This window comes from Vreelandella piezotolerans (genome assembly GCF_012427705.1).
GTDB lineage: Bacteria > Pseudomonadota > Gammaproteobacteria > Pseudomonadales > Halomonadaceae > Vreelandella > Vreelandella piezotolerans.
Map to the genome: position 1 here is coordinate 292128 of NZ_CP048602.1, position 16252 is coordinate 308379.

The following is a 16252-nucleotide window of genomic DNA, read 5'->3' on the forward strand; positions in this document are numbered from 1 at the left end:
TGATTGGATGGACGGGCTGGCACTTTTTTGCGGAATGTCCGCTCTGGGTCGATATCAGCCATTAGCTCGCTCCTGTGTTCATCTGCAACACAAGCTCATAAACCCGCGCAGGATCGTCCTCAATGCATAAATTGGGGCTTTTCCCATCCAGCTGCGGATGCGCTGTTTTCATCCAACGCCTTGCCAATACTTCCCCCATTACCTGAACTGCTGCTTCCCAGACATCTTCTCTGCTGGGGGTGTCGATGATTTCTCTGCCGACATCGCGCATATTCTGCCATCCTTGAATGTCGTCAGGTTCCGGGGCATTTGGATCGCATTGATCAAGTAGGATGTTGAGCCGAGCGGGTCTGACTGCTGATGCTTTCTCTAGCAGTGTCGATGTCTTCAGCAACGCGTCTCGTAACCAAGCTTCAACAGCTGCGCAGACATAATCATTTTCTTGCGGTGGAACCACAGCGCTAGTGTTGCCGCTTTGAATGATGAAAAAATATTCTGGGATAGGCAGTGCGCGACCATCACGGAGGTAAGCCACAATCTCACCGCTCATATCGGGCAGGTAAGCATCACCGCTTTGTAAACACTCCAGTGCTTGGCGAAACGTTTCTAGTGGCTGGGGGAATCTGTCCCGTAAATCAAAAGCGCGGAAAGCAAACACACTTTGTAAAGGGTCGTTAGTAGACGGCTTGGCTAGGGGCATCCTGCTCTCCAAATATATTACGCACCGCTAATTTCTAAACCACCTTAGCACCAGATTATTTGATTTGCTCACCATTCTGGCTTTTTTAATTAGCAGCGCTGCCGCTTAAAGCTTAACGTTCACTAGCTCTTCCCAGCGAGTGGTATAGCGCGGCGTGCGGTGTTCAGCGCGTAATGTCCAGGCATTTCCAACCCGAGGCAGCCCTAGTTGTATCGTCCCTCGCCCTAGTTCTCGATTGAGCTTGTCGACAGTAGCCATCAACCGTTCACTACGCCTTGCTTCTTCCTCTGTTTGCGGTGTTTCTGTCAGTGTCAGTTGGCGGTTGGCTTTGGGGGAGAGATCGAGAAGCATGATGCCGGCTTTATGGTAGGCGTAGCCCTTACGCCAGAGCTGCCGGAGCCCTTGAATCGCAGCATGAATCAGCTCGCGACTATCGTCCGTCGGGCGTTCTAGTGTCACTACCACGCGATTACGGTACTGTGGCAAATCTTGTCGAAACGCATTGGTGCGCACAAACACCATCACGGCGCTGGTGACGCTGTGCTGCTTGCGTAGCTTTTCGCCTGCTCGGGCGGCGTGTTGGCGAAGGGCTTCACGCAGGTCATGAGGGCTGGAGGTGAGGCGCCCAAACGAGCGGGATACCATGATCTGTTGTTTGGGTTGGCTCATATCGTCGAGTTGAATCGCAGGCTGTCCGCGTAATTCCCAGACAATGCGTTCCTGCACCACGCTGAAGTGACGCCGAATGTGCTTTGGATCGGCTTCGCGCAGCTGCCAGGCGGTGTCTATCCCCATCACGCGTAACCGTTCGCCGGTACGTCGTGCAATGCCCCATAGTTCGGTCACCGGTAGCTGTTTGAGTAGCGCTTGAGTGGCATGGCTATCCGCCGTTAACAGGCAAACACCTTGTTCTTGGTAGCCTGGGTGTTTCTTTGCGGCGTGGTTGGCTACTTTGGCCAATACCCGTGTCGGCGCAAAACCGACCGAAACCGGAATTCCCGTCCATTGCCGTACTGTCTGGCGTAATTTTTGCCCATAGGCTTCTAGGGTCGCAGGTTCAAAGCCGTGAAACCCCACAAAGCTTTCGTCGATGGAGTACACCTCTACGTCCGGCGAAAACTCTGTTAGTGCCTCTGTCACGCGACGGCTCATATCCCCGTAAAGCGCATAATTACTCGACAAAAGAATAGCTTGGCGGCGGATAAACGGCGGCAGCAAATGCATGGCCGTCCCCATCTCGACACCCAGCGCTTTTAGCTCATTGGAGCGGGCCACCACACAACCGTCGTTGTTAGAGAGCACACCAACAGGTCGCCCTTCTAGCGTGGGATTAAACACCCGCTCACAGCTGACGTAGAAATTATTGCAATCGACCAAGGCTATCATAGCGGTGTAGCACCTGGCAGGCTGTGCAGGACATGTGTTACGACACCCCACACATGCGATTCGCGACCCTCCAATGGGATTGGCTTATAGGCAGGGTTACTTGCTCTCAGGTAGGCACGTTGCCCGACACGCTCTAGCCGTTTAACAGTGAGTTCGCCATCGACCGCAATAACAATCACACGCCCAGGCAGCGGCTCTAGGCTGCGATCCACCACCAGCAGGTCACCATGATGGATGCCATCACCTAACATTGAGTCGCCTTCAGCACGCACAAAGAAAGTGGCCGCAGGTCGCTTAACGACATGGCGATGCAGATCCATCTCCGCATCCAGGTGGTCATCAGCGGGACTTGGAAATCCTGCCCGCACAGCACTGGCGAACATGGGTAACGGTTGGGGTACGGGGCATAGGGCAGCAGTGCCTATGAACGAAGCGGTTGTGGTCATACGCCGAGCCTCTAAAATAACTGTTGTTTCATACAGTATACGGAGAGGCGCCGCATCAACAAGCTCTGAGTAGAGATTTATCGCTTCCTGTCAGGGTCTTCCCCGAGTTCTTTTAAGGATGGTGACGCAAGCTCATCAGCATGTGCAGTCTCAGGCGTTAGCCCATCAAGCAGGGCTGCTTCCCAGTCCTCGACACCAACGGGTTCAAACGGCTGGTCGTAGCGCTGCACGGAGCCTTTGAGCTTTTGCAGTGGGTTATTTTGTGGAGTCTCCACTGGTGTTTGTTCTTCACCTGACATCACAGCCTCCTTGGTTGGCATTGCCCTTATTTTTAAACTGCATCTTGCGCGATGATGCACGCGTGATAAGGTTAATTCATCTTAACCATGACATTGGCATCGCTGCATGAATCATCAACCCAAAAGACGATGTTTGCTACAGAGTATTGCCGCCATTCAGCCTGGCTACCCCTTTCGTGGAAAGCTAGAGCTGGATAGCCAAGGCGATGCTTTTGTTGTGCAGTACCGCCACCTTGTCGTGGGTGAAGCCCTTTATGACCCACAAGGCAAAACGCTGGATCGGGTGACGTTGCCAGGCCGAAAACACCCAGAATATCTCTGTTCAGGCGACATCCTGTTTATGGCCAAGGGCACACGTAACGATGCAGCGGTGGTTCGGGAGCTTCCACGTAATACCGTCTGCACGCCGAATTTCTATCACATCCGGCTTACCTTAAGTGCATGTAACGTCTTGCCTGAATTTTTGGCCTGGCAGCTCAATCATGTGAATGCCCAGCGCTATTTCGCCATGTGCTCTCAAGGGTCAGCAGCACCCAGCATTACCAAATCACAGCTGGGCAACCTGCCTATTGTGGTGCCGCCTATTGAGCAGCAGGCGCTGATGGTCAAACTGGCCGATGCCGCCACCCGCGAACAACAGCTTTTTAACCAGTTAATCGAAAATCGGCAGCGCATGGTTGATGCCGCTGGCCACCAACTACTTCGTCCTGATACGACGACAGGAAAATGATATGAGTAACGATTCCGTTAAGCAGGAACAGATCAACAAGGCGGTTTGGAACGCCTGCGATACCTTCCGGGGCACGGTCGACCCCAGCATCTACAAAGATTACGTGCTGACGATGCTGTTCGTGAAGTACCTGTCCGATGTGTATCAGGATCACTACGACAACTACGTGACCGAATATGGTGACACCCCGGAGCTGATCGAAGAGTTGATGAAGAACGAGCGCTTTGTGCTGCCTCGGGATTCCGGCTTCTACGCCCTGTATGACCAGCGTCATGAGCCGGGCAACGGCGAGCGGATCGACAAGGCTCTGCACGCCATTGAAGAGGCGAACATCGTCAAGCTGGCCGACGTGTTCCAGGACATCAGCTTCAACTCCAACAAGCTGGGCGATGAAAAGCAGAAGAACGACATCCTGCGCCACCTGCTGGAAGACTTCGCCCGGCCGGAGCTGAACCTGCGTCCGAGTCGGATCGGGAAGCTGGATGTCATCGGCAACGCCTACGAATACCTGATCAAGAACTTTGCGGCCACCTCCGGCAAGAAAGCCGGTGAGTTCTATACCCCGCCGGAGGTCTCCGAGCTGATGGCGGAGATCGTCGAGCCGAAGGAAGGTGATGAGATATGTGACCCGGCCTGCGGCTCCGCGTCCCTGTTGCTCAAATGCGCCAACCAGGTCCGCAAGAGCCACGACGGCTCCAAGAACTTCGCCCTGTTCGGTCAGGAAGCCATCGGCAGCACCTGGGCCCTGGCCAAGATGAACATGTTTCTGCACGGGATCGACAACCACAAGCTGGAATGGGGCGACACCATCCGCAACCCCAAGCTGCTCGATGAGAATGGCGGCCTGAAGCACTTCGACATCGTGGTGGCCAATCCTCCGTTCTCACTGGAGAAGTGGGGCTTTGAAGGCGCGGACAGCGATCCGTATAGCCGGTTCCGGCGCGGCGTACCGCCCAAATCCAAGGGCGATTACGCCTTTATCCTGCACATGATCGAGACCCTGAAGCCGAAGACCGGCCGCATGGCGGTGGTTGTTCCTCACGGCGTTCTGTTCCGGGGCTCAGCGGAAGGCAAAATCCGGCAAAAGCTAATCGAAGAAAAACTGCTGGATGCCGTGATCGGCCTGCCCGAGAAACTGTTCTACGGCACCGGCATCCCGGCGGCCGTCTTGGTGTTCCGTAAGGACAAGACCGACAACAACGTGCTGTTCATCGACGCCAGCCGCGAGTTCCAGGCCGGCAAGAACCAGAACCAGTTGTCCGATGAGAACATCGCCAAGGTAGTAGACACCTACAAGCAGCGCGAGAACCTCGACAAGTACGCCTATCTGGCCAGCCTGGAGGAAATCCGGGAGAACGACTTCAACCTCAACATCCCCCGCTACGTGGACACCTTCGAGGAAGAGGAAGAGATCGACCTGATGGCCGTTCAAGCCGAGCGGAAGGACATCGAGGCTGAGATTGCGAAGCTGAACGAGCAGATGGACGGCTATCTGAAGGAGCTGGGTTATGGTGCCTGAGGGGTGGGTTAGAAAACCTATAAAAGAGGCCTGCCAATCAATAATAGATTGCGTAAATAAGACGGCCCCTACAGTCGATTACATGACGCCGTTCAAAATGATCAGAACAACTAACGTCAGAAATGGAAGAATCGATACCAATGACGTGAAGTATGCTGATGAAGAAACGTACCTACAATGGATTCGTCGGGGCGCTCCAAAAAAAGGAGACATAATTTTCACTCGCGAGGCCCCTGTGGGTGAAGCGGGCGTACTTGAACACGAAGAGGGAGTGTTCCTCGGGCAGAGAACTGTCATGTACCGCACGGACTCCCGTAAAGCTGACAATTACTTCGTATTCTATTCCTTGCAGTCCACATTTTGTCAGCGGCAGATCGAGAATTTAAGCAATGGCGGGACGGTTGCCCACGTCAGAGTTCCTGACTGTGGCGAAATAATACTGAATATGCCTCCCCTCCCCGAACAAAAAAAGATCGCCCAGATCCTCTCCACCTGGGATCAGGCCATCACCGCCACCGAGCGCCTGCTTGAGAACAGCCAGCAGCGGAAGAAAGGGTTGATGCAGCAGTTGCTGACCGGGAAGAAGCGGTTGCCGGGGTTTGAGGGGGAGTGGGCTGAAGCACGATTGGATGAACTGTTTGCGTTCAAAAAAGGAAAGGGACTCTCGAAAAGTGCTGTAGTGAAAAATGGAAATTACAAGTGCGTTCTCTATGGTGAGCTTTACACCAAATATGGAGAAGTAATTCGTGAAGTCGTGAGTCGATGTGATGATCAGGATGGGCTTGTCTCTAAGAAGGGCGACATCCTCCTGCCAAGTTCGACAACAACGAGTGGCATTGACCTGGCGAATGCAACAGCCGTTGTTGAAGATGGAATCCTTCTTGGAGGCGACATCATCGTTCTTCGCCCCAAAAGCCAGCACGATCCCATATTTTTTAGTCACCTGCTTACTCACATCAAAAAGTATGAAATCGCATCTAGGGCTCAAGGTATAACGATCATTCACCTGTATGGCAGCGACTTGAAGGATCTTGTTGTAAAAACACCGGTATGCAACGCCGAACAGAAAGCTATAAGCGAGGTCATGACAATAGCTGACAGTGGGATCGAAGCTTTGAGTCGGCGATTGGCTTGCCTTAAACAGGAAAAGAAAGCCCTGATGCAACAACTCCTCACCGGCAAACGCCGGGTACAGGTGGATACGGAGGCCGCATGAACACCACCCCTCAAGGGAATGAGCAGCATTCCAGCCACATCCCGGCCCTGGCCACCCTGATCAACCTTGGCTGGACGTTTTTGCCGGCCACGGAGTGTCAGGCCCTTCGGGGCAGCCAGCGGGATGTGGTGATGAAGCCGGTGCTGGAGCGGGTGTTGCGCCGTCGCAAGTTCGAGTTCAAAGGCGAGTGGTACCCGTTGTCCGAGCAAGCCGTGGATCAGGTGATCCGGGAGATCACCACGCCTTCCATGGCCCAGGGCCTGATGGACGCCAACCAGTCCGTGTACGACATGCTGACCCTCGGCATCACCGTGACGGAGTTCATCGGTGGCAAGAAGGCACAGCCCACGATCCATCTGATCGACTGGGAGAACCCGGACAACAACGAGTTCCATGTCACCGAAGAGATGGAAGTGCTGTCCACCCAGGGCACCCACACCCGCCGGCCGGATGTGGTGGCGTTCGTGAACGGCATTCCCCTGGCGGTGATCGAAGCCAAGAAAGCGGCCTCCGGCAACCCCAACAAGAACATGGTGGAGGAAGGCATCAGCCAGCACCTCCGCAACCAGAAGAACGACGAAGTACCGTACCTCTACGCCTTCGCCCAGCTGCTGTTTGCGATCAGTCGTAACGACGGGCGCTACGGCACCACGCACACCCCGCTGAAGTTCTGGTCGAAGTGGACGGACGAGGAGTTCGACGATCGGTACGTGCAGGACATCAAGAATCACTCATTGTCCGTGTCCGACAAGGACGCCCTGTTCAAGTACAAACCCGCGAAGATCCGGGCCTACTTCGAGCAACTCTGGTCACAGTCGGTCATGCCCACAGAACAGGATCGGCTCCTGGTCGGCCTGCTCGACCGGTACCGATTTCTGGAGTTTCTGCGCCTGTTCATCCTGTTTGACCGGAAGATCGGCAAAATCGCGGCCCGGTACCCGCAGGCCTTCGGCATCAAGGCCCTGCTGGAGCGAATCTCGGAGTTTAAGCCCAGTGGCGAGCGCAGAGGCGGCGTACTCTGGCATACCACCGGCTCCGGCAAGTCCTTCACCATGGTGTACCTGTGCCGGGCCCTGCTGCTCAGCGACGCCCTGAAGAACTGCCGGATCATCGTGGTCACCGACCGGGTGGATCTGGAGAAACAGCTGTCCAAGACCTTCCTAACCGGTGGGGCGTTTGGCAGCGACATCGCCGGTAAGAAAAGCGGTGACGCTCTCGCCAAAACACGCTCGGGCAAGGACCTGGCCAAACGTATTGGCCAAGGTAATGAGCGGATTATCTTCACCATCATTAACAAATTCGCTTCCGCCGCTAAGCAACCAGAGTGCTATAACCCCTCGGAAAATATCATTGTCGTTGTGGATGAAGGCCACCGTAGCCAGGGGGGTGAAAACCACCAGCGGATGCGCCAAGCCCTACCCAATGCATCGTTCATTGCGTTTACCGGCACGCCGCTACTGAAAAACGAGAAAAGCGAAACTGCCGAGAAATTCGGGTCCATCATTCACGCCTACACCATGAAGCGGGCGGTGGAAGACGGCACCGTGACGCCGCTGCTGTACGAAGAGCGAAAACCCCAGCTAGATGTCAATCAGAAGGCGGTCGACAGCTGGTTTGATAAGGTGACCGCCGCCCTGTCAGACGACCAGAAAGCCGACCTCAAACGCAAGTACGCCAAGCAAGGCCAGATTTATACCGCGCAGGATCGCATTAAGCTCAACGCGTTTGATATCAGCGTGCATTTCAGCGAGAACTTCAAAAAGGCGGGGCTGGAGCTCAAAGGCCAATTGGCCACGGACAGCAAGCTCAGCGCGATTCGCTATAAACAGGAACTCGATAGCGCAGGCATGGTGACCAGTGCCATTGTGATTTCCCCGCCGGATACCCGCGAAGGCCATACCGATGTAGATGAAACCAACCTGCCGTTAGTGCAAGCGTGGTGGAAGCAGAACGTTACGGGCGACCCCCAGGACTACGAGAAAGCCACGATAGAGGATTTCGGCACCGATGGCCCACCGGATATCCTGATTGTTGTTGATAAGCTCCTAACGGGCTTTGATGAGCCTCGTAACACCGTTCTCTACATCGACAAGCAGCTGAAAGGCCACAACCTGATCCAGGCCATCGCTCGCGTTAATCGGCTGCACCCCCAGAAGCCCTTTGGTTACCTGATCGATTACCGAGGCATCCTCAGAGAGCTGGATACCGCCATTAAGGATTACCAGAACTTTGAGGAACAGACTCAGGGGGGCTTTGCCATTGAGGATATTGAAGGCCTGTATGCCAACGTCGACACGGAATACAAGAAGCTGCCAAGGTTGCACGACCGGCTTCTGAGCTTCTTCGGGCATATTGATAATCGCCTAGACCCTGAACCCTATCGTCAGGTGTTCATGCCTCACTATGAAGCCGATGAGGACGGTGTCGAGGTGGATGTTCGTCAGGCACTGCGGGAGGATTTCTATGAGGCCGTCACTCACTTCGGGATGTGTTTAAAAACGGCGCTTTCCACGCAGAGCTTCTTTGATGATAAGGCGTTCACCGAGGCGGATATCCGCCGGTACAAATCCGACTTGAAGTGGTTTTCAGACCTGCGTAAGACCGTGCGGATGGATGCCCAGGAAACCGTCGATTATTCCGCCTACGAAGGCCAGATTCGAGACCTGATTGATCGTTATGTCACCGGTGTCCATGTTGCCCCCGGCGATGAGCCCGTGCTTATCGACCCCGTAGAGAGCAACCCGGATAACTGGAGCGACGAGAAGACCAAAAACGAAACCGACAAGATCAAGACGCGTACCAAGAAGACCATTGAGGAGAAGCTAGGCGACGACCCCTACGCCAAGAAGGTGTTCTCAGCGCTGCTGAAAGAAGCCATCGAAAAAGCTGAATCCATGTTCGACTACAAGGCGCAGTTCAAGCTGTTCAGCGACTTGGAAGCCAAGGTTGAAGAGCGAGAGGTGCCTGACCTGCCACTAGAGGCGTTTAGCGGAAACAAGCATGCCCAGGCCTACTACGGCACGTTTAAACTCGTGCTGGGTGACGACTTCGCTGTGTTGGAAAAAGACAAAGGCGAGCAATTGATCGACGAGGCCTTTGAGATCGATACGGTGGTGAACCGCGCCGTGGCAGAAAACTCACTGAATCCCGTGGGCATCGAGCAAGATGTACGGAAACACTTGCTCCCGAAGTTGTTCTCACTGGTAGGCTTGGATAAAGCCAAAGCGATTCTGGATGAGGTGGTGCAGATTCTGCGTAACGGAGTAACAAAGTGATGACCGCTGTGGATGCCACGCAGGACGAACCACCACGCGTGTATCAAACGCGTTACGGTGAGCGAACGTTCAGCTACCACCTGTGCTATCTGCCCGAGCATAAAAAAGCCACGATACGGGTGCATGTTCACCCCAACGGCATGGTGCAGGTGGATGCACCCGAATCGGCACCGCTGCCCGAGATCAAAGCAGCGGTGCAGCGTCGGGCGAGATGGATACTCAAGCACCTGGATGACATTGAAGAACGCAACCGCTACGTGCAACCAAGAGCGTGGGTCAGCGGCGAGAGCATGCTCTACCTGGGGCGTAGATACGTACTCAAGGTAATCGACGATCCCAGCCAGCGGAAGGTCACCTGCAAGCTCATTGGTGGCCAGCTGCGGGTGCAAGGCAAAGAGCTGACCACTGAGCGCACTCAAAAGGCAGTACGCCAGTGGTACCGCGACAGAGCGATAGACGTGTTTCAACGCCGCCTAACGATGCTGGTCGAGACGTTGCCATGGACAAAAACCGTACCCGATTGGCGCATGATCGACATGCAAACCCAATGGGGCAGCTGCTCTCCCGAAGGTGCCGTGCTACTCAACCCACACCTGATTAAAGCCAACACGCGAGCCATCGACTACGTGCTGCTTCATGAACTGTGCCACTTGGTAGAACACAACCACAGCCCGCGCTTCTATGCACTGCTGGATAGGTTTATGCCCGAATGGCGGTCTGTGAAGGAGCGGTTGGATGGGCAGGCGGAGCAGCTTTTAGGTGGTAGGTGATTTTATCTTTGCTGACAAAGTGCTGGAAGTTTTCGAAGCATTGAAAGCAATATAAAACGGGCCTTGTTGGCCCGTTTTCGTTGATTAATCCATGTCTATCTCAGTAATCTGGAGCGAACCTTGTTGCATTTTTAGCTCCATATCACGACCATTCTGGTCACGTCCTTCAATATCGATTATGCCGCTTGTGCTGATTTCAATTTCTTCAAATTCGATCATGCCTTCTTGATTGGCGACGTTGAATGCTTGACGAATATCTTCTTCGCTCATGCCCCATGGGCCCGTAATCAGACGTTTCCTATCTTCTTTTAAAGTGTCGCCATTCTCTAATGAGAATTCAACATCGGCAAACCACTCACCATCCAACCACCCTTCGACTTCTGCGCGTCCGCGGCTTTTAATGCTGACCTCTTTGTAGTGAGTGAATCCGTAATCACTGGTATAGGTGAAAATGTCATCAATAAGGCCTAGAGGCTTGGAGTCTGCTTGCACGCTGCTCGCCGCAGAGGTAAGCAGTAGAGCGGAAGCGGGAATCAACAACATTTTTTTCATGGCGTTCATATCAAATTCCTTCTTTAGGTTCATCAGACAATGTGACAGCATATTTGTACCATGGTGCGTTTTAACTAAAGCTGACAAAGCTGTTCATCTACCGTTCATGTTGCTTTTGGCATGCAATTGGTATAATGGTAAAAACCGCTAGAAGTTCAACCCTTTGAGCACGACTGGCACTGCCTTTAGACTGGGTCGCGTCATCGAGTTTGAGAAAGCTTTGCCAATTTCTTTCCAATGTCCACTTGTCTCCAGTTAGCTGAATTGCCTGCTTTAACGGCATCCTGCAGGCAGTCGAGGTCAGCTACTATTACAAGACAGTCGGTTGGGCGCGTAGAGGCTGTATATATCAACGATGCATCAAGCATCTGCTGAGCTTCTCGTGTTACTACTGAGAATACAGTGTGCCACTGCGTGCCTTGTGCTTCATGAACTGTGATGGAGTAACTTAGATCCAATACTTCCAGCAATGTTTGATTGATACCTTTCATTTCGCCATTAATTTCGGCGACGCCGTACCATCCCTCCGAGCTTATAGTGGGGTACACTTCGGTAATAACACCAAGATCACCATCGCGAACATCTAGACTGTCGTCGTAAATGTCTTCCGTCACCATTATTAAGTCACCCTGCTTCAACCTTTGGTTATAGAGCGTGACCCAGGGTACCCAGCCTTTCGCGGGGTCTAGGTAATGCAGATCAGCACGTTCCGCTCCTTGCACACTTTGGAAGTGATCGTTTAGTGCCGTCACTCCCCAATTTCCTGAGCGGCGTGGGGACAGGATGATGCGATCATTCAGTTTGCCTGCATCACGCCAGAACTCCGTCAGACGATTCAATGAAGGTGGTGACAAGATACAGCAGTCCGATGAAGTGGAAAGCGTTTCTGCGCACAGCTCCGGCATAATGGGTTCACCTTCTCTAACTGCAGTAGCAAAACGATGTACCAGACTCTGGTCTAACTGTCGCTTCACCTGAGTCAATTCAAAGAATGGGATCGGCGACTTATAGAGCATATGGAATACTAAACCACTGCCGATCGGGGGCAGTTTGGCGATATCGCCAAGTAGGATGAAGCGACTTGCTTCAGGTAATATGTCTACTAAACGGTACATCGATAACAGGTCAACCATCGACGCCTCATCAATGATGATTAGCAATTGATCAGGCAATGATGGTTTGCCTTTCCCCTGATGATCAGAGATCAGTTTGGCGATCGTTTGAGCGGGCTTACCAATTCTTTGTTCCATGCGTCGGGCAGCACGGCCAGATAAAGCTACCGGCAGACAGAGCCATTTATCAGAAAGAGCTTCATACAGTCCAATGATAGCCTTTAAAATCGTTGTTTTACCGGTTCCGGCTCCACCAGAGATTCCTACAACGGGAGCTAAGAATACTCCTATTACGGCTTGGCGTTGCTCTTCTGAAAGCGTGAAAGGTAATTTATGCTCAAAGAGGGCCAGAGCGTTATGCAGAGTAGATCTATCAACCTGATTCTCCCAAGCCGCGTGTAAAGAATCATGTCCTCCAGGGCGTCTTAAAGCCAATACCAATTTTCGGGCCACTTCTGCTTCCATGAGAGCCATGCCCCACGATTGATAACCATCCTGAACACGCACAAGCAGGCCTTTTTTAACCGCTGCTAGGCCCGGATCAATGTTAATAAGTGAGCGTAAGGTTTTGTTAACAGATTCACGTAACACTTGCCCGGAGACCACTGTCGAACCACTACTACTGGTTCGTTCGACAAAAGCATGCATAGCCGCACCAGCAATTAGGACTTCATCCGGTAGGTTCAACTGAAGCTGGTCGATGACAGTTAGTACTTTGCTGTAAGAAACATTCAAGCCAAGCAGCAGAAAAGGGTTTGCGGTCAATCGTGCAATGGCATCATCGCCAAACAAGTTCGTTAGCTTGAAGCCTAGAGAAGGGCTTAGATCCAAAGCATTCAGCCAGTCCATGGTTCGGTACAAACCTTCCGCAGGCCATTGCTCTATGAGTCGCTGGGCTAACGTGGCATTCATGCCATGCACAGTACACAGTTTATCGACGTCAGCACTCCTAACCCATTTCTCCAGATTGCGTTGGCGCACTAATCGGTTAGCAATAACCTCTCCAATCCCCTCAACTCGAATCCTGATCCAACGGCTCAACGTGTGCGTGGTAGGCCTAACCAATAAGGCATGATTCGCTTCAAGCACATCTTCATAAATAAGAAAGCCATTCACCATAAACTGGTGAATTGCCTGCTGGCCTGTGACCTTCCACAATGAACCAGTAGGAATTTCACCATAATGATGGGGAAAACGAACAATTAATGATCGGTGGCGTTTTTTGATCGAGCCATCGGTGTTGATAACATTAACGTAGCAATCACTGCCTTTGCGTTGTTTGGCGACTTGAACGAGGCTGTAAAGCCGTGCGCTGGTCATGTTTTAATCTCAAACCCGAGCATGCCTTCGTGGATTACTTCCTCCAATGCTCGGTAGCGAGATAATTGCTTTCTAAGCGCTTTATTTTCTGACTTCAACTCGGCAACGGAAGCGATTAGCTTGTCACTGTCTGAGAAAGTTGCGTGTGCACACTTTTGTGCATTATTTACCAACGCAAAAGATATCGTTTTATCAGTAGGCTCTGTGCCATACCATTCCCGATCGCAACATTCTAGGAGCGCCTTAACTCCTTCATTCTGAACACATACACTACGGGAGAAGCCGCACTCACGGGCCACTTCACTTCGCTTAACACGACCGGCATATGCGTATTTATGAGTTTTCCCAGTGGTCTCAATACAGGCCTTCCAGGCTTGTGCTCGTTGCAGATACTCAGCTCCCATCTGCTTACCGTTTTTGCTTCTAGTCACACAATTCTCGCTAGTTGATGGTGTCAGGCAGTGGGTTGGTCAATAATTCCTGCAGCTTCTTGGTATCCATACCAGGGAATAGATAGGCATTGCGCTGCAAGCGTAGAATCGCTTGTTGGAGGTTATTCACTTTCTGCGTCTGATGTTTCAATGCAGACTGCAGTTTTTCATTTTCTCTTCTGAGTCCCTCAATCGTTGAATCGGTACTCTTTGGGGCAGGAGGTTGCTCCCTAAGTCGAGCTTTTACCTGGTGGTAAACCTCCACTATTTCATCATGCTTATAGAGCGAGCGCTTTGCTATCCGATCTACTTTTAAGCGCTTTGCAAGCTTAGTGGCATATAGCTCCCATGTTAACTTGCCTTGCCAGCTGTGTAGTAAACCAACAGCAATAGGCAAAGACTGCTCGGTAATAATTTTTTTAGGCACCGTCAACTACCCCCAGAAGTTGATTGATTTCTTGTGTAACACGGTCCTGCGACTTTTCTGGCACCTCAATGCCTTTGGCCATAAGGTTGACTTTCAGAGGGCTGGGGTCGAAGTGTTCATCGACGCCAAGCACAGTACCATTAGCGATAGAGGGGTCTTCCATTTGCTGAATAATTGATTCAGCAACGGCATACCGTATCACGTTGTACGTCATCCACTGATCGATTCCCAATTGGTCTCGTTTCTTCTGCCAAGCTTCAAGAGCATCAAATTCTGCTTTGTGATGAGAGGCTGCTTCTCTCAGTCTTTCGAGACAGCCAGATGTCCCCTTTATATATTTTTTTTCAGAACAGGTTAGGCAATCCCCACCTTTGAGGCACGGGGGTTCGGAAATGGAGTGTGTGCAGCCTCCAAACTCACCGACTTGGATAGGCTGAGGCACCTCATGTTCTCTGAGCTCGCGTCGGAGTAGTTCATGGCGATAGATAGGTATGCCAATATTAAGCCGCTTATCGAGCGGTAAGTTGCTGCTTGTTGTTCCAATGAGCTGTCGATATTGCGCTGCTTTTTGCACCGGCGTGTTGAAGTCATAGGTATCGTTTTGGAATATATCTTGTCGACCAGCCAGCATTCGTAATCTATGTTCTGATAATCCCTTAAAGGCTAATGCACGCCCACGGGTTCCATGCCAACGTCGGAAGTCATGAGTGGTCAGTCGGATCGGAGACCCATCATCCATCGTCAGTCCCAATCGGGCAAAAAGGCTCATGACAGTGTTCTCCCCCTTTTCCCACTTTCCACTGAGTTGATTACATAGTTGTGTTGTCGTTATCAAACAGTAACTGTTTGGATAAACGCTACTTTTAGCCCCATCGTGAAACTGGTTCCATTGATGCAGAACGAGCGATTCCCAAACTTCAACGCGTTCGCTGTTGGAAGTATAAGGCCAGTGAGATAATTTATTTTTAAATTTAAGATAATCAGCCTGTGCGATATCTTTGTACGTGGGGTTTCCGTATTGAACGCATGGTAAATGCCAGCTAAAGAATTGGCGAGAAGTGCGGTTATTTGGCCAAAATTGCCTCCCAGTACGGTCTAGATTTGCAGTTCGACACATAGCGTGAGCCGTTTCCATGTCATTAAGCACTCTATCTTGCGGGTAACTCTTCGAAGTAATGCAAAGTTCGTGGATCGGGAAAACTGTGCCATTCGTGTCGTAAGCAAGCTTGGCAGCTTTTCTAGCCGGTTCCGACAACCGCAACAAGTGCATGAATGCACGCGCTACCATATCCATTAGCCGGGATTCCTGAATTTCATTGCCGTTAGAGTTGGGCAGTCGGGGTACCCATTTGATGTTGGCACCGAACCCCTTTGCGGAGAACCAGCGTAGTCCGACTCGTCTCTTTGTACGACCGTATCTATCGGTGTAATGCTCATCAATTAGCGAGTCCACTCTTAGATCTACAAGCTCACCTCCTCGACTAGAGGCAAAAGCAAGCATCAACGACAAGCTCGTCCAGTATTGATCCTTGTCGGTTTCAGCTAGTTCAAATGCAACAAGTACTGCTGCCAGCTTGCGGTCATCAGGAGTTTTATCTTTACGCCAAGCAACGGCTGCGGGATCCATGGATGAGCTTCTGTTTTCACTCTTCCATGGAGATTGCCAATGCGGTAATGCCGGGTGAATTCCGCGCTCTCGCAATTCTGTGTATAGCTTCATTAGTTCGAGCCCTATGTAATGGGTGCTCCTTCTTCTTTTGGAGCCATACCAAGCAATTAGTTTCTCAAACACTAGTTCCTGCACGCTTCCGTCTACTTTGAGGATGTCGGGTGTGCCGTGAAGCTCTTTTAATGCCGCGTGCACAAAACGCAAGGCTAGCAGTAAACTTTTTATTAGGACTCTTTCTTTATTGTATTGGTTGTGGCGAACGTATGCTTTAGCAAACTCAAGAAATGGTTCTTGCATAAGGGCAGAAGTTTTTCTGCCATGAGGCCTTAATTCGCAGAATACTATGGTTATTTGGGTTCTTAGGGTTGTCGTACTCCAGGTGCTAGAGTTCCATCCATCT

13 protein-coding genes are annotated in these 16252 nt (G+C 51.8%); 5 read left to right on the forward strand and 8 right to left on the reverse strand.

Annotation, left to right across the window (positions count from 1 at the left end):
• Window positions 1–61: 61 nt before the first annotated feature.
• The 4 genes from GYM47_RS18265 to GYM47_RS01410 form a co-directional block, all read right to left on the reverse strand.
• Window positions 62–700 carry a hypothetical protein gene (locus GYM47_RS18265; RefSeq protein WP_194928579.1) on the reverse strand — a complete coding sequence of 213 codons (639 nt, stop codon included), beginning with the start codon at window positions 698–700 and terminating at the stop codon, window positions 62–64.
• Between the two features lie 105 nt (window positions 701–805).
• Entirely contained in the window at window positions 806–2086 is a 1281-nt protein-coding gene (locus GYM47_RS01400) for a Y-family DNA polymerase (protein WP_153843199.1), read from the reverse strand.
• Window positions 2083–2532, reverse strand: coding sequence for a LexA family protein (locus GYM47_RS01405; RefSeq protein ID WP_136938100.1), 450 nt, complete (start codon window positions 2530–2532; stop codon window positions 2083–2085). Before GYM47_RS01405 ends, GYM47_RS01400 begins: the two co-directional genes overlap by 4 nt.
• Window positions 2533–2609: 77 nt before the next feature.
• Window positions 2610–2831, reverse strand: a complete 222-nt coding sequence (locus GYM47_RS01410; protein ID WP_153843198.1) for a hypothetical protein — start codon at window positions 2829–2831, stop codon at window positions 2610–2612.
• 106 nt (window positions 2832–2937) lie between these two features.
• Here GYM47_RS01410 and GYM47_RS01415 point away from each other — a divergent pair, with 106 nt between their 5' ends.
• The 5 genes from GYM47_RS01415 (at window position 2938) to GYM47_RS01435 (ending at window position 10341) form a co-directional block, all read left to right on the forward strand.
• Complete coding sequence (locus GYM47_RS01415) at window positions 2938–3561, forward strand: restriction endonuclease subunit S (protein ID WP_153843197.1); 624 nt, start codon at window positions 2938–2940, stop codon at window positions 3559–3561.
• Between the two features lies 1 nt (window position 3562).
• Window positions 3563–5080 carry a type I restriction-modification system subunit M gene (locus tag GYM47_RS01420; protein ID WP_153843196.1) on the forward strand — a complete coding sequence of 506 codons (1518 nt, stop codon included), beginning with the start codon at window positions 3563–3565 and terminating at the stop codon, window positions 5078–5080.
• Window positions 5081–5162: 82 nt separating this feature from the next.
• On the forward strand, window positions 5163–6296 hold the full coding sequence (locus GYM47_RS01425) for a restriction endonuclease subunit S (protein WP_168444420.1): 1134 nt from the start codon (window positions 5163–5165) through the stop codon (window positions 6294–6296).
• Window positions 6293–9571 carry a type I restriction endonuclease subunit R gene (locus tag GYM47_RS01430; protein WP_153843194.1) on the forward strand — a complete coding sequence of 1093 codons (3279 nt, stop codon included), beginning with the start codon at window positions 6293–6295 and terminating at the stop codon, window positions 9569–9571. The genes GYM47_RS01425 and GYM47_RS01430 overlap by 4 nt, the downstream gene beginning before the upstream one ends.
• A complete protein-coding gene (locus GYM47_RS01435; protein ID WP_153843193.1) occupies window positions 9571–10341 on the forward strand; it encodes a M48 family metallopeptidase in 771 nt (256 codons plus the stop codon). The genes GYM47_RS01430 and GYM47_RS01435 overlap by 1 nt, the downstream gene beginning before the upstream one ends.
• 84 nt (window positions 10342–10425) lie before the next feature.
• Here the strand turns inward: GYM47_RS01435 and GYM47_RS01440 are convergent, their stop codons facing one another.
• From GYM47_RS01440 to GYM47_RS01455, 4 genes are all read right to left on the reverse strand, one after another.
• On the reverse strand, window positions 10426–10902 hold the full coding sequence (locus GYM47_RS01440; RefSeq protein ID WP_153843192.1) for a PepSY domain-containing protein: 477 nt from the start codon (window positions 10900–10902) through the stop codon (window positions 10426–10428).
• Between the two features lie 191 nt (window positions 10903–11093).
• The gene (locus GYM47_RS01445) at window positions 11094–13325 is read right to left on the reverse strand and encodes an AAA family ATPase (protein WP_153843191.1); all 2232 of its coding nucleotides are present in this window, start codon (window positions 13323–13325) and stop codon (window positions 11094–11096) included.
• A 441-nt stretch (window positions 13326–13766) separates the two neighbouring features.
• Complete coding sequence (locus tag GYM47_RS01450) at window positions 13767–14183, reverse strand: hypothetical protein (protein ID WP_153843190.1); 417 nt, start codon at window positions 14181–14183, stop codon at window positions 13767–13769.
• The gene (locus GYM47_RS01455) at window positions 14176–16149 is read right to left on the reverse strand and encodes a hypothetical protein (RefSeq protein ID WP_153843189.1); all 1974 of its coding nucleotides are present in this window, start codon (window positions 16147–16149) and stop codon (window positions 14176–14178) included. The genes GYM47_RS01450 and GYM47_RS01455 overlap by 8 nt, the downstream gene beginning before the upstream one ends.
• Between the last annotated feature and the right edge of the window lie 103 nt (window positions 16150–16252).